Source organism: Amycolatopsis bullii (genome assembly GCF_014654205.1).
GTDB classification, from domain to species: Bacteria; Actinomycetota; Actinomycetes; order Mycobacteriales; family Pseudonocardiaceae; genus Amycolatopsis; species Amycolatopsis plumensis.
This window is the reverse complement of sequence record NZ_BNAW01000017.1, coordinates 77,078-99,581: the sequence shown is the minus strand read 5'-3', so window position 1 is coordinate 99,581 and position 22,504 is coordinate 77,078. Positions and strand designations below refer to the sequence as shown.

The 22,504-nt window shown below is 68.3% G+C and carries 13 protein-coding genes; 7 read left to right on the top strand and 6 right to left on the bottom strand.

What is annotated here, in order from left to right; all coding sequences use genetic code 11:
• Nucleotides 1–117: 117 nt before the first annotated feature.
• From IE317_RS20645 to IE317_RS20630, 4 genes are all read left to right on the top strand, one after another.
• Nucleotides 118–4,257, top strand: a complete 4,140-nt coding sequence (locus IE317_RS20645) for a LamG domain-containing protein (protein ID WP_229902817.1) — start codon at nt 118–120, stop codon at nt 4,255–4,257.
• A gap of 96 nt (nt 4,258–4,353) precedes the next feature.
• Nucleotides 4,354–11,223 carry an RHS repeat-associated core domain-containing protein gene (locus tag IE317_RS20640; RefSeq protein WP_229902816.1) on the top strand — a complete coding sequence of 2,290 codons (6,870 nt, stop codon included), beginning with the start codon at nt 4,354–4,356 and terminating at the stop codon, nt 11,221–11,223.
• The gene (locus IE317_RS20635; protein ID WP_229902815.1) at nt 11,220–11,609 is read left to right on the top strand and encodes an SCO4402 family protein; all 390 of its coding nucleotides are present in this window, start codon (nt 11,220–11,222) and stop codon (nt 11,607–11,609) included. The genes IE317_RS20640 and IE317_RS20635 overlap by 4 nt, the downstream gene beginning before the upstream one ends.
• Before the next feature lie 170 nt (nt 11,610–11,779).
• Entirely contained in the window at nt 11,780–12,085 is a 306-nt protein-coding gene (locus IE317_RS20630) for a hypothetical protein (protein WP_191312461.1), read from the top strand.
• A 74-nt stretch (nt 12,086–12,159) separates the two neighbouring features.
• Here IE317_RS20630 and IE317_RS20625 read toward each other — a convergent pair whose 3' ends face one another.
• Nucleotides 12,160–12,984 (bottom strand): hypothetical protein, encoded by an 825-nt coding sequence (locus tag IE317_RS20625; RefSeq protein ID WP_229902814.1) that lies wholly within the window; start codon nt 12,982–12,984, stop codon nt 12,160–12,162.
• A gap of 279 nt (nt 12,985–13,263) precedes the next feature.
• On the opposite strand from IE317_RS20625, the gene IE317_RS20620 reads away from it, so the two are divergent.
• Both IE317_RS20620 and IE317_RS20615 read left to right on the top strand, forming a co-directional pair.
• Entirely contained in the window at nt 13,264–13,773 is a 510-nt protein-coding gene (locus IE317_RS20620; protein WP_191312457.1) for a SixA phosphatase family protein, read from the top strand.
• A gap of 97 nt (nt 13,774–13,870) precedes the next feature.
• Nucleotides 13,871–15,172, top strand: coding sequence for an alginate lyase family protein (locus IE317_RS20615; RefSeq protein ID WP_191312455.1), 1,302 nt, complete (start codon nt 13,871–13,873; stop codon nt 15,170–15,172).
• A 57-nt stretch (nt 15,173–15,229) separates the two neighbouring features.
• Here IE317_RS20615 and IE317_RS20610 read toward each other — a convergent pair whose 3' ends face one another.
• The 3 genes from IE317_RS20610 to IE317_RS20600 form a co-directional block, all read right to left on the bottom strand.
• Complete coding sequence (locus tag IE317_RS20610) at nt 15,230–15,904, bottom strand: S1 family peptidase (RefSeq protein ID WP_373309085.1); 675 nt, start codon at nt 15,902–15,904, stop codon at nt 15,230–15,232.
• 226 nt (nt 15,905–16,130) lie between these two features.
• Nucleotides 16,131–16,502 carry a hypothetical protein gene (locus IE317_RS20605; RefSeq protein ID WP_229902821.1) on the bottom strand — a complete coding sequence of 124 codons (372 nt, stop codon included), beginning with the start codon at nt 16,500–16,502 and terminating at the stop codon, nt 16,131–16,133.
• A 22-nt stretch (nt 16,503–16,524) separates the two neighbouring features.
• Nucleotides 16,525–16,890 carry a hypothetical protein gene (locus IE317_RS20600; RefSeq protein ID WP_191312449.1) on the bottom strand — a complete coding sequence of 122 codons (366 nt, stop codon included), beginning with the start codon at nt 16,888–16,890 and terminating at the stop codon, nt 16,525–16,527.
• A gap of 442 nt (nt 16,891–17,332) precedes the next feature.
• Here IE317_RS20600 and lanKC point away from each other — a divergent pair, with 442 nt between their 5' ends.
• Nucleotides 17,333–19,915, top strand: a complete 2,583-nt coding sequence (gene lanKC / locus IE317_RS20595; RefSeq protein WP_191312447.1) for a class III lanthionine synthetase LanKC — start codon at nt 17,333–17,335, stop codon at nt 19,913–19,915.
• A 797-nt stretch (nt 19,916–20,712) separates the two neighbouring features.
• On the opposite strand, the gene IE317_RS20590 is transcribed toward lanKC, so the two are convergent.
• On the bottom strand, nt 20,713–21,126 hold the full coding sequence (locus IE317_RS20590; protein WP_191312445.1) for an acyl-CoA thioesterase: 414 nt from the start codon (nt 21,124–21,126) through the stop codon (nt 20,713–20,715).
• Nucleotides 21,120–22,352 (bottom strand): hydroxyacid-oxoacid transhydrogenase, encoded by a 1,233-nt coding sequence (locus IE317_RS20585; RefSeq protein ID WP_444859543.1) that lies wholly within the window; start codon nt 22,350–22,352, stop codon nt 21,120–21,122. The genes IE317_RS20590 and IE317_RS20585 overlap by 7 nt, the downstream gene beginning before the upstream one ends.
• Nucleotides 22,353–22,504: the final 152 nt, after the last annotated feature.

The window sequence follows — 22,504 nt, the reverse complement described above, 5'->3', positions numbered from 1 at the left end:
GCCGGCACTGTCACGACGTACGCGACAGCCCATGCGGCCGGCCCCACCGTCCCGGACGCGGCTCCGGACGAGGTCACCGCCGCCGCCTATGCGCGGCAGGGGAACAAGCCGGTCGAGGTGACGTCGGAGACCACCGAAACGTCGCTGACCACGGCCAACCCGGATGGCTCGTGGACGATGACGCAGTACGTCCACCCCGTGCGGGTCAAGCAGGCCGGCACGTGGACGCCGATCGACACCACGCTGGTGCGGCGGGATGACGGCACCGTGGGGCCGAAGGCCATCACGATCGACGTCAAGCTCAACCCCGGCGGCGCCGGGTCCGCGGCGAAACCCATTGTGCAAGCCGGGCAGGACAACAAAGAAGTCGGCCTGAAATGGTCGAACGATCTGCCGGTGCCGACGCTCGATGGCGACACCGCCACTTACCCGGAAGTGCTTCCCGGCGTCGACCTGACCGTGAAAGCAGTTCCTCAAGGCTTCACGGAAAACTTGGTCATCAAGACGCCGGAAGCGGCGAAGAACCCCAAGCTGCGGGAGATCCCGTTCGGTCTCCACACGCGCAACACCACCGTCAGCGTTGCGGAAGGGGAGGGCCGGGGCACTCCCGCGCAGGCCGCACCGACCGACGGGCTCGAGGTCAAGGACGCGGCCGGGCAGGTCATGTTCTCCGGGGACGCCTCGCGGATGTGGGACTCCTCCGGTGACGGCTCGGCCGCCGAGCGGGAGCTCGGCGAGGGCGGCGGCCGTCGCGAAGCCGTGATGGACGTCGCTCTGACCAGCGACAAGGTGACCATCACCCCGGACCAGGCGTTCCTGAACGACCCGGCCACCCGGTACCCGGTCCTGCTCGATCCGGACAGCTGGTGCGACTCGTGCGGGATCCAGGCGCACGTGGTGGTCCAGTCCGGGTTCCGGGACGCGCACAACTGGAACGCCACGGGCGGAGACCTGTCGAACCTGAAGGCCGGCTACGAGAACTTCGACTCCGCCGGGACGTCCCGGTCCTACATCCAGATGAACTCCGCGCGGCTGGGTGGCACGGTGGTGCACAGCGCGACGCTGAACACCACGATCCAGCACAGTGCCAAATGCAGTGACACCGCGAAGCCGACCGGGTTGTGGTTGTCGAACGCCGCCTCACCCGACACGACGTGGGCTGCGCAGCCGGGCTGGGGTTACCAGGTGTCGACGATGAACGTCGCGAACTGCAACGACACGCCGGGCGTGGCGGGCCAGTTCAACGCCACCCGGGCAGCGCAGGACGCGGCGGCGAACCGTTGGCAGAGCACGTGGTTCGTGCTCGCGGCCGCCAACGAGGGCGACGGAATGGCGGCGTGGCGGCGGTTCGACCTGAACCCCTACTTCGCGGTGAACTTCGACTCCTACCCGAACCCGCCGGCGAGCCTGTCGATGCAGAACGGGACGCTGCCCTGCACGTCGGGGGCGAACCGGCCGTGGGTCTACACGAAGACGCCGCAGATCGCGGGGCGGCTGTCCGATCCGGACGGTGGCACCGTCTACGGCAAGTTCGCCCTCGCCTACGGCGCGCTCGGCCACAACGTCTACATCCACGAGAACGCCGCGAACCTCGTTCCGGTGGGCACGGCCGGCCCGAACCAGAAGGCGACCGCGCAGCTGGCCGCGGTCCCTTCGGGGTGGATCAACGAAGACGGCATCTACAACTGGTCGATGCAGGCCTACGACGGTGAGCTGTGGTCGAACTGGGTCGGCAACTGCGAGTTCGTCGTGGACACCAAGGTCCCGGCGCCACCGGTGCTGGCGATGGCGTCCTCGACCGACCCGAAGGTCCAGGGTGACGCGGTGGAGTTCGACGTGTGGACCGGCATGGCCACCGAGAACTTCTACGACATCGACCACTTCATCTACACCACCGACGGTTCCGAGCCCCAGACCCAGGGCTCACCGACCGCGCCGGCCACCCAGGGTGTCGATGGCAGCGGGAAGATGGTCGCCACGACGGCGATCAAGGTGGTGGCGGCCAACGGCAACCAAAACCTGATCAAGGTCAAGTCGGTCAACAAGGCCGGCATGCCCAGCCCGAACGCCACCTGCGTGGTGCTCGCCGAATCCAACCCGGCGTTGGACGGCCCGTCCTGCTCCTACCACGTCCAGCCGCTCACCCCGGGCAAGAACCTGGTCGCCGCGTGGGGCGCCGACGAACCGTCCGGCACCACTCTGGTCGACGCCGCTTCGTCGACACCGGGCAACGCGACCCTGCCCACGCACCCGGCCACCACGTCCGGTGGTGTCACCCGAGGGGCGGGCTACAACCACGGCACCAGCTGGACCCACCCGGACACCAGCGGCTACAGCGACGGTGTGAAGGGCGCGATCGACCTCGACGGCACCAGCGGCTACGCCCAGACCGGCGATCAGGTGCTCGACCCGTCGAAGTCGTTCACGGTGGCGGCCTGGGCGAAGCTCACCGACACCACGCATTCGCAGACCGTCCTCGCCCAGGACGGGACCCAGGTGATGGCGATCGCGCTGCAGTACAACAAGGAAAACAACGCCTGGGCGATGCGCGTCTCGACCGGGGATTCGGCCGCGCCGGGATCGGTCTGGGCCTTCTCGGGCGCCCCACCCCAAATCGGGGTGTGGACGCACGTGGCGGGAACGTACGACGCGTCGACCCACCTCGCGACGCTCTACGTCGACGGCGCGAAGCAGAGCACGGTGATCGCCCAGCCCTGGGCCGCGACCGGGCCGGCCGTGCTGGGCGCGGCGAAGTGGGCCGGGGCCCGCACGGACTTCTTCCACGGGTCGCTCGACGACCTGCAGGTGTGGCAGCGGGCCCTGTCCGGGCCGGAGGTCCACGACCTGGCCGGCGTGGCCGTCCCCCTTGCGAACTACGCCCTGGCCGAGGGGTGCGGGCCGGAGCTGATCTCCGCGACCTCGCACGTCCCGTCGCTGCAAGCGAGCTGGACGCTCGGGCAGACCAGCGGGAACACCGCCACCGACAGCACCGGCTACGGCAACTCCGTCACCCTCACCGGCGGTTATGGCTGGGTACCGGGCCACGACGGCGGTGGGCTGCAGCTCGACGGCGCCACCGGCTACGGCACCACTCCCGGCCCGGTGGTGAACACCGCGGAGTCGTTCACCGTGTCGGCGTGGGTCAATCCCACTGATCTCAACGCCGGCTACACCGTCCTGTCCCAGGCCGGCAGCGCCGGCGCGAACTTCGTCCTGCGCTACGACAAGGCCGCGAACCGCTGGGCGTTCGGGATGTCCCCGGCCGATACCGCGACCACGGCGATGACCTGGGCGACCGGTACGTCCGTTCCCCAGGCGGGGGCCTGGACCCTGCTCACGGCGACCTTCGACAAGACCACGTCACGCCTGCGGCTCGCGGTGAACGGAAAACGCGAAGCCGATGCTTCGGTGGCCGCGGCGTGGACGGCGAACGGGCCGCTGCTGCTCGGCGCCGAGCCCGGGGCGAAGAACCTGTTCAAGGGCCTGCTCGACCAGGGCCGGATCTGGGCGCACACGCTCACCGACGACCAGATCGCCGCGCTGAACGGCCTGCGGTACGTCGACACCGTCACCCAAAGCGCGGGCACGCCGTCGGGCGGGGTATCCCTCGGCACGGACACCGACGCCGCCGGGAACCCGACGGGGTGTGCGGCGCAGTTCACCGTCAGCGGCGGCGAAGTCGCGACCACCAAGCCCGCGAACCTGCGGACCGACAAGTCCTTCACGGTCGAAGCCTGGGTCAAGCACACCTGGACCGCGGCGGACGCCTCCGTGAACGGTCCGCTCGACCCCTCTCCCCGTGCCGTCGTCGGCACGATCGACACCCAGTTCTCGCCACTGCTGCTCGGCTACCGGCCGTGGGCCGACGCATCGGGTGCCCAGCACGGCAAGTGGAGCTTTCTGATTTCCCCGTCCGCGACCGGCAACGACAGCCGGATCGTGTTGAGCGACGCCGACGCGGCCGACAACACGTGGACGCACCTGGTCGCCACCTACGACGTCGCGACCGGCTACATGGCGCTCTACGTGAACGGGAAGAAGCAGAACTTCTACGTCAACACGCCCGACGGTGGTGGCGTCGTGGCCCGGGACTCCAGCGGTCTCGTTCTCGGCCACGGCGTGTGGACGGGACGGCGCAGCGACACCTGGTACGGCGGCCTGGCGGGCGTGCGGGTCTATGCCGGACTCCGGGGCACCGCCATGAGCTTCGACAAGCGGGCCGACGATCCCGGCGACCTCTTCGGCGTCACCCACTAGCACCGGCTTCGGCGCGTCGAGCGCCCACCACACTTTAGGTAGGCAGAGATGACTCACTCGCGTGGCTTTGTGCGCTTCACCAGGAGCAGACGGGCTTTGGCCCTGGGCCTGGCCGTCGTGCTGCTGGGTTCGGCGCAGACCGCGGCGGCGGAAGCGGCGGCCGGTGGCTGGCACGGGCTGGGCTGGGACCTGCCGCCGCTGCAGCAGACCAGCTCGGTCAACGGTGTCGACGGCGGTTTCCGCGCGAAACCCGTGGCTGCGGCCGGGTCGGGCGCTCCGGCGAAGGTCAGCTGGCCGGCGGCGGCCACCGCCGAGGTCGACCTTCCCGCGGCCGCGGCCGCGGCGAAGGTGCCTGCCGGTCAGGCCGTCGCGGTGGCCCGGTCCCGTGCCGACGCTGCTCATGCCCCGGGCAAGGTGCGGATCAGCACCCTCGATCAGGCCACGACGGCGAAGACCGGGATCAAGGGTGTGCTGGTCAAGGTGGAGCCGGTGGCCGGGGACACGAGCGGGCCGGTGAACGTCGACGTCGACTACCGGGCGTTCGGTGACGCCTACGGTGGTGACTTCGGTGGTCGCCTGCACCTGGTGCAGTACCCGTCGTGTCTGCTGACGACGCCGGACAAGCCGGAATGTCACGTCGGTAGGCCGTTGGCCTCGGACAACAACACCAAGACCCGGCACGTCTCGGCCGATGCGCAACAGGCGACGAGTTCGATGCTGGTGGCCGCGGAAGCCGACACCAAGAGCGGTGGCGGTGACTTCGGCGCGACCGACCTGAAACCGGCCGGTTCGTGGTCGGCAGGGGGTTCGTCAGCGGACTTCGACTACTCGTATCCGATCGGCGTGCCCGCTGCGTTGGGTGGAACCGCTCCTTCGGTCAGCTTGAACTATTCCTCGAGTTCGGTGGACGGGCTGACGTCGGCGACGAACAACCAGGCTTCGGGTGTCGGTGACGGGTGGAGCCTGTCGGGTGGCGGGTTCATCGAACGTCGTTACAAGAGCTGCAGCCAGGACTTGGGTGGCAACAACGGGCAGACCAAGACCGGTGATCTGTGCTGGTACAACGACAACGCCACGATTTCCTTCGCCGGTGCCAACGGTGACCTGATCTTGGACAAGAACACCCAGACGTGGCACCCGAAGGACGATGACGGCACCCGGGTCGAACGCCTGACCGGGGGCGCCAACGGCGACAAGTTCGGCGAGTACTGGAAGGTCACCACACCGGACGGTGTCCAGTACTTCTTCGGCCTGAACCACCTGCCCGGCTGGGCTACGGGCAAGCCGGAAACCCAGTCGACCTGGACCGCGCCGGTGTTCGGCAACAACAGTATCGAGCCGTGCAACGCCACGACCTACGCGGCGTCGTGGTGCAACCGGGCGTGGCGGTGGAACCTCGACTACGTCGTCGATCCGCACGGTAACGCGATCGCGTACTACTACCAGCCCGAGACGAACTTCTACGGGCTCAACCGCAACGCCTCGACCGCCAACAACCCCGGCACGCAATACACCCGCGGCGGTTACCTGCAGAAGATCGAGTACGGGTTCAACACCAAGGTCGCCGACACCTTCAGCCACGCACCCGCGCAGGTGCTGTTCGACACGGCCGAACGGTGCTTCCCCAGTGGCGCGATCACGTGTGACCCCGGGCAGTTGAACTCGGGGACGGCGACGTCGTGGCCGGACGTGCCGTCGGAGACGATCTGCGCGTCGGGTGCGGTGTGTGTCTACAATTCGCCGTCGTTCTTCTCGCGCAAGCGTTACACCAAGATCACGACGTTGGTGTCCGATGGTGGCGCGGGGTGGAAGCCGGTTCGTGAGTGGGCGCTGGCGCAGTCGTTCCCGCCGACCACGGACGGGAACAAGACGGCGTTGTGGCTGGATTCGATCACGGAGACGGGCCGGATTTCGAGCCCGAACACCGTGGGTGCGGCGATCACGCTGCCTCCGACGACGTTCCACGCGAAGTCGATGGCCAACCGGGTCAACGCCAGTACCCAGTACACCGCGCTGACCCGCAACCGGATCGACGCCATCACCACCCCGCAGGGCGGGCTGACCTCGGTCAAGTACGCCGATCCCGAGTGCAAGCCCGGCGGTCCGATGCCGGATCCGGCGAACTTGAAGGGCAACACGCTGTCGTGTTATCCGGTGTACTGGAACCCGCCGGGTGCGACGGATCCGGTGCTGGACTACTTCAACAAGTTCCGGGTCACCGACGTCATCGAAGACGCCAACACCACGCAGCAGCCGCAGCAGAAGGTGACGCACTACGACTTCCTCGGCGGCGCGGCCTGGCACTACGACGATGACCCGTTCTCCGATCCGAAGTACCGGACGTGGTCGCAGTGGCGCGGCTACGGCGACGTCAAGACGACCACCGGGCTCGGCCCGGCGGGCGGTGACCCCTCCGGGCCGCCGGTGACCACGGAGACGTACTACCTGCGCGGGATGGAAGGCGCGACGGTCACCAGCCCGAACTGGCACGAATCGGTCACCGACCGCAAGGAGTCCGCCGGCTTCACCCGCGAGACCGTCACCTACCGCGACGGCCAGGTCGTCGGGGGCAGCCTGACCGAGCCGTGGGTGTCCGATCCGACCGCGACCGACGCCGACGGGCGCACCGCGGCTTACACCGGCACCGACACGACCCGGACCCGGACCTGGCTGGACACGACGAGCACGTGGCGGGTGTCGCGCACGCACACCACCCACGGCAAGTACGGGCTGGCGACCGCGGTGCAGACCGAGGGCGACACGAGCGACCCCAAGCAGACCAGCTGCACCCTCACGACCTATCTGGAGAACACCACCACCTGGCTGCTGAACTTCTCCAGCCAGGTGCAGAAGATCTCCGGCGCCTGCGACGACAAGGCCAACCCGCCCGGGCCCGGCAACATCATCAGCGACACCCGGACCTACTACGACAAGCAGGCCTTCGGCGCGGCGCCCAGCGAAGGCAACATCACCCAGATCGACAGCCTCGACGACTGGCCCGCCGGCGGCACGGAGAAGATCAAGTCGCCGGCCGCGACGACGGTGTACGACAAGTACGGCCGGGCGGTCAGCGCCACCGACGCGCTGGGGTTGACCAGCACGACGGCCTACACCCCGGCCGAGGGTGGCCCGGTCACCCAGGTCGACACGACCACACCCCCGGTCACCGCGGCCGCCGGAGCACCGAAGTTCACCTCGACCAAGTACCTCGACCCGGTCTCCGGCATCACGGTGGCGAGCAAGGACGCCAGCGGGCTGCGCACCGACGCCACCCAGGATGCCCTCGGCCGCGTCCTGTCGGTGTGGAAACCCGGGCACAGCAAGGCGGCGAACGCGCCGGCGGACGTCGTCTACAGCTACAGCGTCCGCAACACCGGCGGCGTCAGCAACGTCACCACCCAGACCCTGCTCGCGAACGGGCAGTACGCCACCTCGTACACCCTCGTGGACGGTCTCGGCCGCACGATCCAGACCCAGGCGCCGCGTACCGACGACGGCCCGGGCCGGATCATCACCGACACCTTCTACGACTCCCAGGGCCGGACGTACAAGACGCACAACGCCTACTGGAACAGCGCGGCGCCGTCGTCGACGCTGTACGTCGCCGATGACGCGTCGGTGCCGAACACCACGTTGGCGACGTTCGACAGCGCGGGCAGCCCGCGGAGCAGCGCCTATCTGCTGCACGCGGTCGAGCAGTGGCGGACCACGACCATCCCCGACGGCGACCGCACGACCACGATCCCGCCGGCCGGGGGGACCGCGTCGACCACCATCACCAACGGGCTCGGGCAGACCGTCCAGCTGCTGCAGTACAAGGACCCGGCGAAGTACACCCCGGGTTCCCCGGCCGACACCACGACCTACACCTATACCCGCAGCGGCAAGCAGGCCACGATCACCGACACGACCGGCAAGAACGTCTGGACCTTCGAGTACGACCTGAAGGACCGCAAGACCGCCTCAACCGACCCGGACACCGGCCGCACGACCTACACCTACGACGCCGCCGGCCGGCTGCTGACCACCACCGACGCCCGCAGCCGGGTGATCAGCTACACCTACGACAACCTCAGCCGCAAGACCGCCGAGTACGACGGCCCGGCGCTGACGGGCACGAAGATCGCCGGGTGGACCTACGACACGTTGCTGCCCGGGCAGCTGACCAGCTCCACCCGTTACGTCGGCACCAAGGCCTACACCAAGGAGACCACCGGCTACGACACCGCCGGGCGGCCCACCGGCAGCAAGGTCACCATCCCGTCCGGGGACAAAGGTCTCTCCGGCAGCTACCAGTTCGGGATCACCTACGACCCCAACTCCGGCGCCGTGCGCACCATGAACACCCCGGAGAAGGGCGGTCTGCCTCCCGAGGAGCTGTCGTTCGCCTATTACGACAACGGTGCCCCGAAGACCATGCTGGCGGGCAATGGTTCGGGGGGCGGCACGACTTTGGTCTCCCAGACGACGTACAACCCGCTGGGACAGGTGCTGCGGACCAACTTCAACGACGACGCCAGCCCCTACCAAGTCTCGGTGACCAACACCTACACCGACGGCACCAACCAGCTGGCGACGGTGCAGGCGCAGCGCTCGACGTCGTCGGACTACTGGATCGCCAACCGCGTCTACACCTACAACCAGGTCGGCAACCTCACGAAGATCGCCGACACCCCGCCGGGTTCGAAGGCCGACGTCCAGTGCTTCCGCCAGGACTACCTGCAGCGGCTCACCGAAGCGTGGACGCCGTCCTCAGGGGACTGCGCGGCCCAGCCGACGACGGCGGGGATCGACGGTGTGGCGCCGTACTGGACGTCCTGGACCTTCGACGACACCGGCAACCGCAAGACCCAGGTCCAGCACACCACGACCGGCGACATCACGACGGCCTCGACCTACCCCGCCCCGGGTGCTTCACGGCCGCACGCTGTCGAGGCCGTCACGACCACCGGGCCGTCGGGGACAACCCAGACGAGCTACGGCTACACGAAGACCGGAAGCACGGAGTCGCGCGGCCCGGCGGGTGCGGCGCAGACGTTCACCTACGACGCCGAGGGCCGTGTCGCGACGGCGAAGGAGGCCAACGGAGGGGATAGCAGCTACCTCTACGACGCCGACGGCAACCTGCTGATCACCAAGGATCCCTCCGGAACGACGCTCTCGGTCGGGGACATGGAGCTGTTCGTCCCCACCGGCGGCAGTTTTGCCTCGGGCACGCGGTTCTACAGCTACAACGGCCAGGTCATCGCGACCCGGGCGTCGTCGGGTGTGCTGAGCTGGAAGCTGTCCGACCACCAGGGCACGACGTACGCGACCGTGGACGCCGGCAGCCAGCTCAAGGTGACCAAGCGCTGGCAGGACCCGTACGGCACCAGCCGCGGAACACCACCGTCGACCTGGCCGGACAAACACGGCTTCGTCGGCGGCTACCAGAACACGACCGGCCTCACCCACCTGGGCGCGCGCGACTACGACCCGCTGTCCGGCCGGTTCCTCACCGCGGACCCGATGCTGGACACGGGCAACCCGCAGGCACTGAACGCCTACAGCTACAGCAACAACAGCCCGATCTCGTTCAGCGACCCGCTCGGGTTGATGTGGGGGGCGGCGTGCGGTCCCGACGGGGTGCTGTGCGGGACCGGCGAGGCGATGTCGGACCCGAACTACGTCGACAACCGCGCGTACTTCATGAAGCAGCGGGGGTACAGCCAGCAGTCGATCGACAGCTTCCGCCACATCGCCGCCAACAGCGGCTGCAAACGCGGCTCCGCCTGCAGCAAGCAACGCGAGGTCGTTCGGGGGCACATCAAGAAGTACTCCCCGGTCACCAACGATCCTCAACGCCTGATCAGTCTCTGGTCGTCGCTTGCACAGCAGATCGACGGGCCGCGGCCGTTCTGGAACACAGCCACCGGTACCGGCGACGAGATGGCGTGTTACGGCCAGCGCGGCTGTCGGCTGGCGTGGATCTACCTCCTCGAACACGGCGAGGACACCGCCGGCGCCAAGGTGATCGCGGCGACGTACTGCGTCGAGCACTACGACGAGTGTGTGCACGAGAAGAACTTCGACGACATGGTCATGGACAACTTGACCAGTCTGCTGATGCTCGGCGCGATGGGATTAGGGTCGGCCGCCGGGGCGGTGGGCGAGGAGACCGCCGGCGCCACGGCTGCCGCCGACGGCAGTTCGATGAGGACGCCACTGAGCTCGCGCACGGGGTGCCCGAACAGTTTCGCCGGCTCTACTCCGGTGCTCATGGCGGATGGGAGCACCAAGCCGATCGCGCAGGTCGAGGTCGGTGACGAAGTCGAGAACGCCGTACCTGATGACAGTGTCGTGCAGCGTCACGTCGTGACGGCGCTGCACGTAACCGACGACGACCGTGACTTCGTTGACATCGCAGTCCTGACATCGGATGGCCTGAAGACCATCGCCACGACGGCACACCACCCCTTCTGGGAAGTGACGATCCATGGTTGGAAGGACGCCGCCGACTTGCATGTCGGCGACCAGCTCGCCACGCCCGGCGGTGCTCCGATCGCCGTCGGGTCCGTGCGTCGTTACACTGCATCCGACCGGACTTACAACCTCACGGTCGACAACATCCACACCTACTATGTACTTGCCGGTTCTGCGCCGGTACTGGTTCACAACTGCGGTGAATGGTTTCCCGAAACCGGGGGGAAGCTGCCGGAAAGCTGGGGTGCCGGCAATCCGAACAAGAAGGGCGTTGGTTTCCGCTGGCAAGACCCGAAAAATCAAGGCAACGGGGTTAGAATCGACCAAGGGAATCCAAACTCGCCATTTCCAAGTCAGCAGGTGGATCACGTGATTGTTAGGGTAAATGGCAAAGTTGTCGGGCGTGATGGCAGACCCATCAGTGGTGCCATCGATCAAGATCCTACTAATGCGCACATTCCGCTGAGTGAATGGCAGCAGTGGAGGTCTTGGGATAGGCCATGATAAGTATTCAATTTCCCGACATGAGAAATGAAATTGTGCGGGCCGTGAAGGCTCTTGCGGAACCCGAGTATCAATGGTCCGCCTGGGTTCGTCGTGAGTTGCCGCCGGGACACTACGACGAGTTCACTCACCGCATTCATGTTCTCTATGACGATACGCAGGTGCTCGAAGATCCTGAGCGTGCAGTCGGTGTCTACCTTCGCTCGGTGGAGGAGGCGAATGCGATGCGCAAGTTGGCGTCAGCAATTGATGCACTGTTCGAGGATATGGGCACCGAGCTTTCCGACGAGGACTATCTTCGTGCGCCGGGCTGGGCTTCAGTCGTACACGCCGCGAGGGAGGCGTTAGGTGTGCTTGAGAGACCTCGAGAAGGGGATGAGCCGTGACCGAGTAGGTCCCGATGGGAGCGATGCTGTGCGGCAGAATTCTCTTTGTGACACTGAAGAAGAGTCTTGGCTGTCGCTCTCATCGGTGCTGTGGCAGGTCGGCTGGACCTGTCCATCGTGAAAATCGGCGACGAGTTCGCCAATCCTCCGTTCATCGAGGTCCCGAAGTGATGTCCGAGAAGTCGTATGAGTTCTGCAAGCTCTACGTCCAAGCAGACTCTGTCGATGCCGTCGTCGGCGCTTTGTCGGTCGGCCTGGGTGTCGACCGCCTTCCGTTGGATCAGTCCGGTGACGACTTCGTGCGATGGCCGGTCCTGGTCGAACTCGAATCGCCGGACGGAGTCGATCAAGCCGAAGTTGTCGGGTTGACCAGTCGTCTCCTGGAGATCCTATGGGGAACTGACTACGCGGCCGTGGCGTCGTGCGACTTCGAAGACGAGTTGCCATACGACGGAGGGATCAGGCGAATCCGATAGCCTTATCAACGAAATGCCCGCCTCGCAAGCGCGAGGCGGGCATTTCGTTGTGGCGGCAGGCGCCGCCCGAATTCTCAGAGCGCCGACTGGGCGTAGACCTCGCGGGTCAGGTCCGTGATCCGCGTGGCGGAGTCCTGCCAGGACAACGTGGTCGGCTCCAGCGTCAGCACCACGACGATCTTGCCGCTGCCCGAGCTCACCGTGCCGCTCGTGTGCATGGCGCGGCTGGTCAGGTCGATGCCCTGGACGGCGCCGGTCGTGCCCTCGCCGCTGGACGCGACCGCGGTGGCCGCCCTGACCTCCGGGGAGCTCAGCCTGCGGAGGACCCTGGCGTCGGTCTCGTGGCATTCCTGGCCGGGGGCCGGCGCGGCCCCGAAACCGGACCAGCCCTGCTTGACCGCCATCGGCTCGAAGATCGCGCTCGGGAGGCCGAACGACTGGTCGAACCCGTCCGAACCGCACTTGGTCGACTGCGCCAGGTTGCCCATGATGAAGGCGCGGTACCTCGGGTTCGCCTCCTGCTCGATGTACTGGTAGGTCCGGACGATGTCCGCGGCGCTGATCGCGGTGTAGCCCCACTTGCCGCGGGAGGTGGGCGGCGCGGTGTCGGTGAGACCGAGCTTGACGACCATCCGCTTGACGATCTCGTCCCAGCCGTCGCGCACCCACAGCGTGCTGGCGGCGTCGTCGTTGCTCGAGCGCAGCATCGGTTCGAGCAGCGCCAGGTCGTCGGCCGGGATCTGGTAGTCGGGGCCGTGCGATTCGAGGTAGTCGAGGGCGATGAACAGCTTGACGAGTGAGGCCGAGCGGTACTGCTTGTGCTCGTCGGAGCCGAAGGCGGCGCCGGTCTCCTGGTCCACGACGAGGTAGCTGGCGGTCATCCCTTCGGGAAGGTCCACCGAAGCTGTCCCCGCCGAAGCCGATCCGGCTGCCAATGCCACCCCCGCCACGACACCGGTCGCTATCGTTGCCAGACGCCGGATTTTCCCCATGCTGACCACCCCAGATTTCCTAGATCGACTTCGGTCGGGGGCCACCCTATCGGGTCAATCACGCCGGCGTCAGCGATCCGAGGCGCCCACCTCGGTGTCCGGGCTGCCCGGTGGCGGGTCGCTGAACGGGAACCGGGGCCCTGAAGCGATCCGCTTTAGCGCCCCTTCGCCGTTAGGGTGACGGGCATGGACGCGACCCGGTGGCTCATCGTTGTCCGGCACGCGAAGTCGGACTGGTCCGAAGGCCTGCCCGACCACGAGCGGCCCCTGGCCCCGCGCGGCCTCCGTGACGCGCCCCGGCTCGGCCGGTGGCTGGCGGCGGAGGGGCACGTGCCCGAGCTGGCCGTCTGCTCCACCGCGCGTCGCACCCGGGAAACGTGGCTGCGCGTGAGCGACGAACTCCCCGCGCCGCCGCCCGTCGAGTACGACGACGAGCTCTACGGCGCCGACGTCCCCGAGTTCTTGAACGCCGCCCGCCGGACGCCGTCCGACGTCACCACGCTGGCGCTCGTGGGGCACGAACCCGGAGTCAGCGACCTGACCCTGCACCTGGCCGGGCACGGGGACGAGACCTCGGCGGTCCAGGCCAAGTTCCCCGCCGGCGCCGCGGCCGTGCTCGCGACCACGGACCCGTGGGACGCCCTCCGGACCGCCCGGCTCGTCGCCTTCTTCCGGCCGCGTGACTTCACCGACTGACTGGGTGGTCTGAACCGGGCATTGCCCAGAGCGTGTTCACATGCGTACCCTCCATTCACTCACAGGTCTGATGTTCATATTTGTGAATGGAGCGGACATGGTTTTCCGCCACACCGTCGTGGCCGCGCTCGCCGCGCTCGGCCTCGTCGCTTCTTCCGCTGTGCCGGCCGAGGCCGCGCCGCGGCCCACCGGCTGCACCGTCCCGGTCATCGGGCCGGTGTGCGCACCCGCGACCACCGTCCTCGACGGCAAACAGCTGCTTCGCACCAAGTTCGCCGCTCTCGTCGGCGAAAAGACGTCACGCACCGCGCTGGACAACCTGCTCACCGCGGCGAGAACCGACCTCACGGCGGGGCCGTGGAGCGTCACGTCGAAGAAACAGGTCCCGCCCAGCGGGGACAAGCACGACTACCTCAGCCTGGCGCCCTACTGGTGGCCGACCACGCAGCCGACCGCCGAAAACCCCTGGGGCTGCCCGTTCGTGCAGCGTGACGGCCAGCGCAACCCGATCGTCGACGAGATCACCGACCACGCCTACCGCGGTGAGGCGTTCGCCGCGATCTACCGGCTCGCGCTCGCCTGGTACTACACCGGGGACGCGCGGTACGCCCAGCGCGCGGCGCTCGACCTGCGCACGTGGTTCCTCGACGCGGCCACGAAGATGAACCCGAACATGAACTTCGCCCAGGGCATCCCGTGCAAGGTGGACGGCCGCGGCATCGGCATCATCGAGTTCTCGTACACGTTGAGCCAGGTCGTCGACGCCACCGCGATCCTGGCCACCGGTGCTCCCGGCTGGACGAAGACCGACCAGGCCGGCATGACCGGCTGGTACTCGCAGTTCCTGGACTGGCTGCGCACCAGCAAGAACGGGACCGACGAAGCGAAGGCCCAGAACAACCACGGCAGCTTCTACGACATGCTCGTCGCCTCGCTCGCCCTGGGCACCGGGCAGCGGGAGCTGGCCGCGACCATCGCGCGCGACGCCGGTCCTGGCCGCATCGCGGCGCAGATCCAGGCCGGCGGCCTGCAGCCGCAGGAGACGAGCCGGACGCGCAGCTGGCACTACTCGGCGTTCAACCTCGTCGCGTTGACCCGCCTCGCGCAGATCGGCAAGCACGTCGGCGTCGACCTGTGGCACTACACGGCGCCGAACGGGGCGACGCTGTTCGCCGCCGTCGACTTCCTGATCCCGGGAGCCACGCAGGGACAGCCGGCGTGGCCGTACCCCGAGCTGGACTTCCGGCCGTACGCGGCGCTGGACGTCCTGCACGCGGCGGCCGACGCGGGTGATCGCGCCGCGCGGACGGCCTTGCCGCGGGTGCCGGTGGAGCCGGGCGGAGACCTGTACCCGGTGCGGCCGGCCGCGGAACAGCTGGACGACATTTCGACGTCCTGACGTTGTCCCGCGGAAAAGGGCCCGGCCTTTCGCGGCCGGGCCCTTTCCTGGCGGAAATCAGACGCCCGCCACCTGCGAAATCCAGCTGCGATAACGCGTGATGTTGGTGTAGGCGGTGTTGTTCACCCGGTCGCTGGTCGAGGCGACGCCGACCTGCCGGCCGGAGGCGAACATCGGGCCACCGGAGTCGCCGCCGGCGGTGATGCCGTTGACGCGGTTCGCGCAGACGGCGACGCCGCCGGCGTAGTCGCTGCAGCTGATCGAGTTCACCCGCACGGTCGCGACCTTCAGGTACCGCGACTGGCAGTTGATCTCGGAGCCGCACTGGCTGGTCGCGCCCCAGCCGTAGACGGAGACGTTCTGGCCGACCGAGACGTCACCGACGCTGCCGAGGGGCGAGTAGGTGGCGTTCACCGAGGTGGTGAGCCGGACGATCGCCAGGTCGGCGGAACCGGGGTAGCGCGTGATGGTGGAGCCGGTGGCCATCGTCCCGCCGCTGGACTGGTCCAGGCTGCCGATGCGGAACGTGTAGGTGCCGGAGCTGCTGACGCAGTGCTTGGCGGTGAGGATGTACTGCGGGGCGATGATCGTCGCGGTGCAGTTCTGCTGGCCGTTGACGAACAGCCGGGCGGCCCAGGGACCGCTGGTGGCGGTGCTGCCGCCGATGATCGACGGCTGGGCCTGCGGGGTGGTGTCGGCGGACGCCGGACCGCCGAGGCCGACGACGGCCAGTGCGGTGCTCGCGGCCAGCAGGACGAACTTGCCGAATTTCACGCTCACTCCTTTTCACGCGGGGGAGAACCGCGTGGGGAAAGCCGGTGGGGACCGAACTCGATGAGTGTCCGAGTTTCAGGCGAATGTCCGGAACCGACGAAAGTCGCCGGTCGAATCCGTATTTATTTCCCGGAGTGGGCTACGTGCAGTTCCCGTACTGTTCCGCGCGCGGGCGCGTCGGGGCTCAGGCGGCGATCTTCGCCGGGGCGGTCTTCCGCAGCCAGTACAGGCCGACGACCGGCAGCACCAGGGGGATGAACAGGTAGCCCTCGCCGTAGACAGACCAGACGGTCGGGTGCCGGAAGGCGGCGGCGTCGACGAGGCTCAGCGTGCCGATGGTCAGGACGCCCAGCAGTTCGATCGAGCAGGCGACGAGGGCCACGCGCCACCAGCCGTCGCCGCGGCGGGCCAGCGCGATCGTCGCGACGATGTAGACGACCGCGGCGAACGCCGAGAGCAGGTAGGCGAGCGGGGCTTCGTGGAACTTCGTGCCGATCTGGACGCCGGCTCGCGACGTCGCGGCCAGCGCGAAGATCGCGTACACGGCGACGAGCACCCGCCCGGGGCCGCTGGCCGTCCTACGCTGTTGCGCCACTCCACACCTCGTTCAGTCGCAGCACCATCACCGGGATGGCCAGGCAGGCGATGCCGAGCACGGCGGTGCTCGACCGGCTGCGCTCGGCCAGCGCCCAGGCGGCGCCGACGGGCAGCACGACCAGGCAGCCGATCAGGTAGGCCAGGTAGGTCGCCAGGCTGCCGGGGCGGTCCCCGCCGGCGAGCAGCACGATCCCGATCACCAGCTGCACGACCAGCAGCAGCTCGACGATCGCGAGCGCGATCAGGAGCGGGTTGTCCGGAAGCCGGTTCCGAGCCGACTGGACGAAGCTCCAGAGCGCGACGAGCGTGGCAGCCACGGCGACCGTCACGGCGAATCCGAAGATCACCCGTTCCTCCTTCCGGTCCGCCGCGGTCAACTTACTCCGTGGTACCTGCGGGCCCGTGTGCCGAGGTGCCACGGGCGTGGCGCGGACCACCACGGTGGCCCTGCTGCCTCAGTATCGCCGACGCGAACGGCGCCTACCGGGAAAGTTGATCACCGAAAGGTGTTGATGGCATTCCGCCAATTCGGCGGGGTATTCGGCGTGATCCACTGGTGGACCTGGGGAAAGGTCTTCGCGTTACACCACTATGGTGTGGTGGTCGGACTGGACAAAATTACCCTGGGTTCGGATACCGGTCGGTAGGCGCCCTTTTTGCCTACCTCGGATAGCCCAGCTGAACCGCCGGGTTGGCGGATTGGCCCAGAGCTGTTCGGCATGGGGGAATAATGCTCGCGCCGGGGCTGCGACGTCGATGCCCGGGCGCTCGCACAGAGGGGTATCACGGATGGACCTGCGCTACGAAGCGTTTTGCTTCGCCGACCGGTTGTTCTACGACGAACAGCGGGAAAACGGTGCGCCGGTCGAAGATTTCACCGCGGCGCTGCCGGTGCCGGACACCGGTTGGGTGACCACCGATCGCGGCGGGTGGCGCGTGGTGCAGCCTCAAGGTCTCGTGCTTCCCGCGCAAGGCTGGCAGATCCGGGTCTCGGCCGGACTGGACAACGCGAGCCGGGTGCTGGCGCAGGTGTACGAGTCCTGTGCCGAGCACATGGTCACTTACCGGCACCTGCGCTCGCTGCTGACTTTGCTCGCACGGAATTCGAAATACGCTGCCGCGGAGAGCGCAGCCGAGCTGGCGACCATTTACCCGGTCGACCACCACGAACTCGAGCTCGTACTCGCCGACCTGTCGACGCGGCTGGAGGGTGAGCACGGCCCGGACATTCCGAACGCCTTGCGGTACGGCGACGGCCCCCTCTACGTGCGTTACGGAGGATTCGTCGAACAGTGGGTCGAGCACAACGGCAATCGCGTTCCAGCGGTCCGCAAGCCAGACGGCCGGCTCGTACCCGAGAAGCGTGACCCGGCCTTCTCCGTGCCCGAGTGGGTCAAGATCCCGGCCTGTTTGCGCAGCAGCATCGCCGCGCGCAATGCCGGTGCCCGGGCCCAGTTCCCTTACCGGACGGCGAGGCCACTGCGCGTTTCGACCGGCGGCGGCAGCTACCTCGCCCACCCCAAGCTCGCCGACGCCAAGGCGGGCGGCGACCAGGTCGTCGTCAAGGAGGCCCGCCCGCACGCGGGCCTCGACGAGTCGCGGATCGACGCCGTCGAACGGCTGCACCGAGAGCACGAAGTGCTCGGCCGGCTCGCCGGGATCCCGGGCGTTCCGCGGGTCGTCGAGCGGTTCACCGTCGCGGAGCGCAACTACCTGGTCACGGAGTACCTGCCGGGCACTTCGCTGGCTGGTTGGCTGAGCCGCAACTACCCCCTGACCAGCAGCAATTCGACGACCGTCGACCTCGCCGCCTACGTCCGGCGAGCACTGGAGATCGTCGCGGGCGTGGAGAAGACGATCGCGGAGATCCACGCCCGCGGTCTCGTCCTGGGCGGCCTGCACCCCCGCAACATCCTGATCGACGAGGACCACGACGACCGCATCTCCCTGACCAGCTTCGGGACGGCGTTCGACGCCGAGTCCGCCGACCGCCCGTGCCCGGGCACGCCCGGATTCCGCACTCCGGCCGACCGCAGCGGTTTCGCGATCGACGAGCACGCGCTCGCCGCGTTGCGGCTGTGGCTGTTCCTGCCGCTGTGGCCCCTGGCCGAGCTCGCGCCGGACAAGCTCCGTCGCATCGCCGACTTCGTCGACCGCCGGTTCTCCCTGCCCGAGGGGTACGCCGACGCCGCAGTCGCGGTGCTGGCCCCGCGTGAAGCTCCCGCGGAGCCGGCACCGGTCCACACCGAGCTCGACCACGACAAACCGGACTGGCCGCTGGTCCGCAAGCAGATCGCCGAGGCGATCCTGGCCAGCGCCACCCCCGCCCGCCAAGATCGGCTGTTCCCCGGCGACATCGAACAGTTCCGCGTCGGCGGTGCGTGTTTCGGCGTCGGCGCCGCCGGCGTGCTGCACGCGCTCGACGTCGCCGGTGCCGGCCGCTTCCCCGAGCACGAACACTGGTTGATCGACGCGGTCCGCCGTGAGCCGCCGACCCGCCCCGGCTTCTACGACGGCAGCTCCGGCATCGCCTACGTGCTGGAGAACTTCGGCCATCACGACGAGGCCGGCAAGCTCCTGGCATCCTCCGCGCGGCTCGTCGAGCAGACGACCGACCACTCCCTGGAGAGCGGCCTGGCCGGCATCGGGCTGACCTTGCTGCACTTCGCGACGGTCCGCCAGGACAACGAGTTCGGCCGCCAGGCGCTGACCACGGCCGTCCGGCTGGCCGAGGCGCTGGAGACCGCGGCGCCGCCCGGGAAATCGGCCCGGGCCGGCCTGCTGTCCGGCTGGGCCGGGCCGGCGCTGCTGTTCCTCCGGCTCTTCGAACGTACCGGCGAGCCGGCCTGGCTGTCGTTCGCGGACCAGGCGCTGTGCCGTGACCTCGAGGAATGCATCGAGGCCGACGACGGCTCGTTGCAGGTCCGCGACGGCGCAACCCGCACGTTGCCCTACGCCGGCGTCGGCAGTGCCGGCATTCTCCTGGTCGCCGAGCAGCTGGCCCGGCACCGCCCGGACGCGGAGGCCGGCGACAGCATCCCCGCCTTGAGGGACGCGTGCCTCGCGGAGTTCGTCGCCGAGCCAGGCCTGCTCAACGGCCGGTGCGGGCTGGCGGTGGCGCTGGCCGCGAGCCCGGACGCACACCACCCAAGCCGCGCGGCGGCGATCGACCGCCACCTGGCGTGGCTGGCCTGGTACGCGATGCCGTACAAGGGCGGTCTCGCCTTCCCGGGCAACCGGTTGCTGCGCCTCTCGATGGACGTCAAGACGGGTGGCGCGGGGATCCTCCTTTCTCTCGCTTCGCTCTTCGACGGCAAAGAGGTGTTGCCCTTCTTGGGTGGCAAGCCCTCTTCTCCGACCACCGACCGCTGAGGCTGGCCGCCACGACGGCCGGTGTGGGCAGCCCCGGCAGGCTGCAGCAGGCCGGTGACGTAGGCGGCCTTCTGTCCTGCAGATCGCGCACAAGCTCGCAGCAGCGCTTCATGGATCGAGGCCGGCCGGCTCGCCGCCCACCGCCGTGAGGGGCTTCGGGCGGCTGCCTGTGGTGGCGCGGATCCCTGGGTGGGGCTTCTGCTGACTGCCTCGGTAGTGGCGCGGGCCCATCGGCGGGGCGCCTTCCGGCGACGGGCCCGCGACCACTGGAGGCCTTCTGCGGTGGGTTGCGGTCGTCGGCGGGGCGCCTTCCGGCGACGACCACAATCCCACTCTGGCCACCTGGGCGGTGGCGCGTCCGCTCCCGGGGCGCCCCGAAAGCGGACGCGCGACCACCATCTTGCCTTTGGTCCACTTCTGTGCCGGGTGCCGCGCCCGTCGCAGGGACGCCTTCCGGCGACGGGCTTGGGACCACTCTCGAGCCGTCGGCTCACCACTCTGCCGCCGCAACCGGAATGACTCCTAGGCCGCCATCCGTGTTACTAGCCGATCCGGTGAGGAAACAGCTCGTCCACTGTGGACCGATCTCATGCGCTTTCCAGCTTATCGCGGTCGAGGGGGTGCGGAACCCCTCGATGCGAATCTGTGGACAACTCGCCGTGTTCGGGTTGGTTGTGGACAACTCCGGCCGATCGGCCGGAGTTGTCGGTGCCGTCATGCATCATCGGAAGCGTGGGATCAACACAGCCCGGAATCGGGGCCGCCGGGAAAGGGAGGTGATACGGCGGCGGTGCACGTCATCCGGGTTGCAGTGCTTCCAATGCCTCGCGCAGCTTGCCGACGAGTGGTGTCGGCCGGCGGGACTCGCGGTCCACGAAGACGTGCACGAAATGCCCTTCCGCGACCAAGGACTCGTCGGCTGCGTACATCCCGATCTCGTAGCGGACGCTCGACTTCCCGAGGTGCGCCACCCGCAACCCGACCCGCAGCGAACCAGGAAAGGACACCGATGAGTGATACCCGCAGTGCGACTCGACGCACAGCCCGATCACCGCCCCGGCTTCGATGTCGAGGCCGCCCTGCTCGATGAGCCACGTGTTGATCACGGTGTCCATCAGCGAGTAGTGGACGACGTTGTTGACGTGCCCGTAGACGTCGTTGTCCTTCCAGCGCAACGGGACCGTCTGCCAGTGCGGGTAGCCGCTCACCACAGCGACACCGACTCGCGCAGGATGTCCGACAGGTCGTCCGCGGAGGCCTCGCGGGGCGCGGTGGCCAGCAAGCGCTGCTGCTTGAGCGTTCCCTCGACGAGGGAGTCCACATCGGACTCCGTGTAGCCGACGGCACCGATGCCGTCCGGGATGCCGATCTGGCGCATCAGGTCGATCAGCACCGCGGGCAGGTGGTCGGCGAAGTCGCCGGGCCACTCGAAGTCGGGTGCCAGCAGGCGCGCGACGCGCAGGTGGCGGTCCGGTGCCGCGTCGAAGGTGAAGCGGAACGCGGCGGGCGCGGTCAGCGAGACGGCCATGCCGTGCGGGACCATGGGCTCTTCGCCCGGGTAGCCGTCCGGGTGGAAATCCCGGACCTGGCCGGCGATCGGGTAGGCGTTCGCGTGCGGGATGTGCACGCCGGCGTTGCCGAAGCCGAGCCCGGCGAACGTCGCGGCCAGGGCCATCGCCTCGCGGGCCTTGAGGTCGGAACCGTCGCGCACCGCAGCCGGGAGGGCCCACGACAGCAGGCGCAGCGACTGCTCGGCGAACATGTCGGCCAGCGGGTTCGAGCCGCAGTACGGCACGCGCTGCTCCGGGCGCTTGCGCTCGAACTCGGTGTACGGCTTGGCCGTGTAGCTCTCCGCGGCGTGACACAGGATGTCCATGCCGCTGGCGGCCGTCACGCCGGGTGGCTGGCTGACGGTGAGCCGCGGGTCGACGACGGCCAGGGTCGGGCGCAGCCGCAGGTGGCTGATCCCGCTCTTGACGCGCAGCGACAACACGTCCAAGACGCAGACCGTGGTGCTCTCGGAGCCCGTGCCGGTGGTGGTGGGCACCGCGACCAGCGGCTTCAGCGGGCGGGCCGGTGCGCGGCCGCCGCCGACGGGCGCGTTGACGTAGTCCATCAAGTCGCCGTCGTTGCTCGTCAGGAGGTTCGCCGCCTTGGCGGTGTCGATGGCGGACCCGCCGCCGACGGCGACGAAGGCGTCGTACGGACCTGTTCCGCGCGCGAAGTCAACCGCCTTCTGCATGCTGACATCGGTGGGTTCGACGTGTACGCCGTCGAAGATCTCGGTCTCGATGCCGTAGCCGGCGATGCCGTCGGCGATGCGGCGGGGCCAGCCGGTCGCGGCCACCTGGGGATCCGTCACGACGAGCACGCGGTGCGCGCCGTACTGGGTCAGGTCGTAGCCGATCTCGTCGCTGGCTCCGGTGCCGTACTTCAACGCCGGGGCACCATAAGTAAAAACAGTTTCATGTTCGGTCGCGGCCAAGTCTGCGGTCCTCGCTCCCCTGATCGGCTACCAGTCGGTCAAAGCGGACATTCGGCCTATCCTTGTCCGGATTCGGTGAAGATCACTTGACTGCACTGAACGGT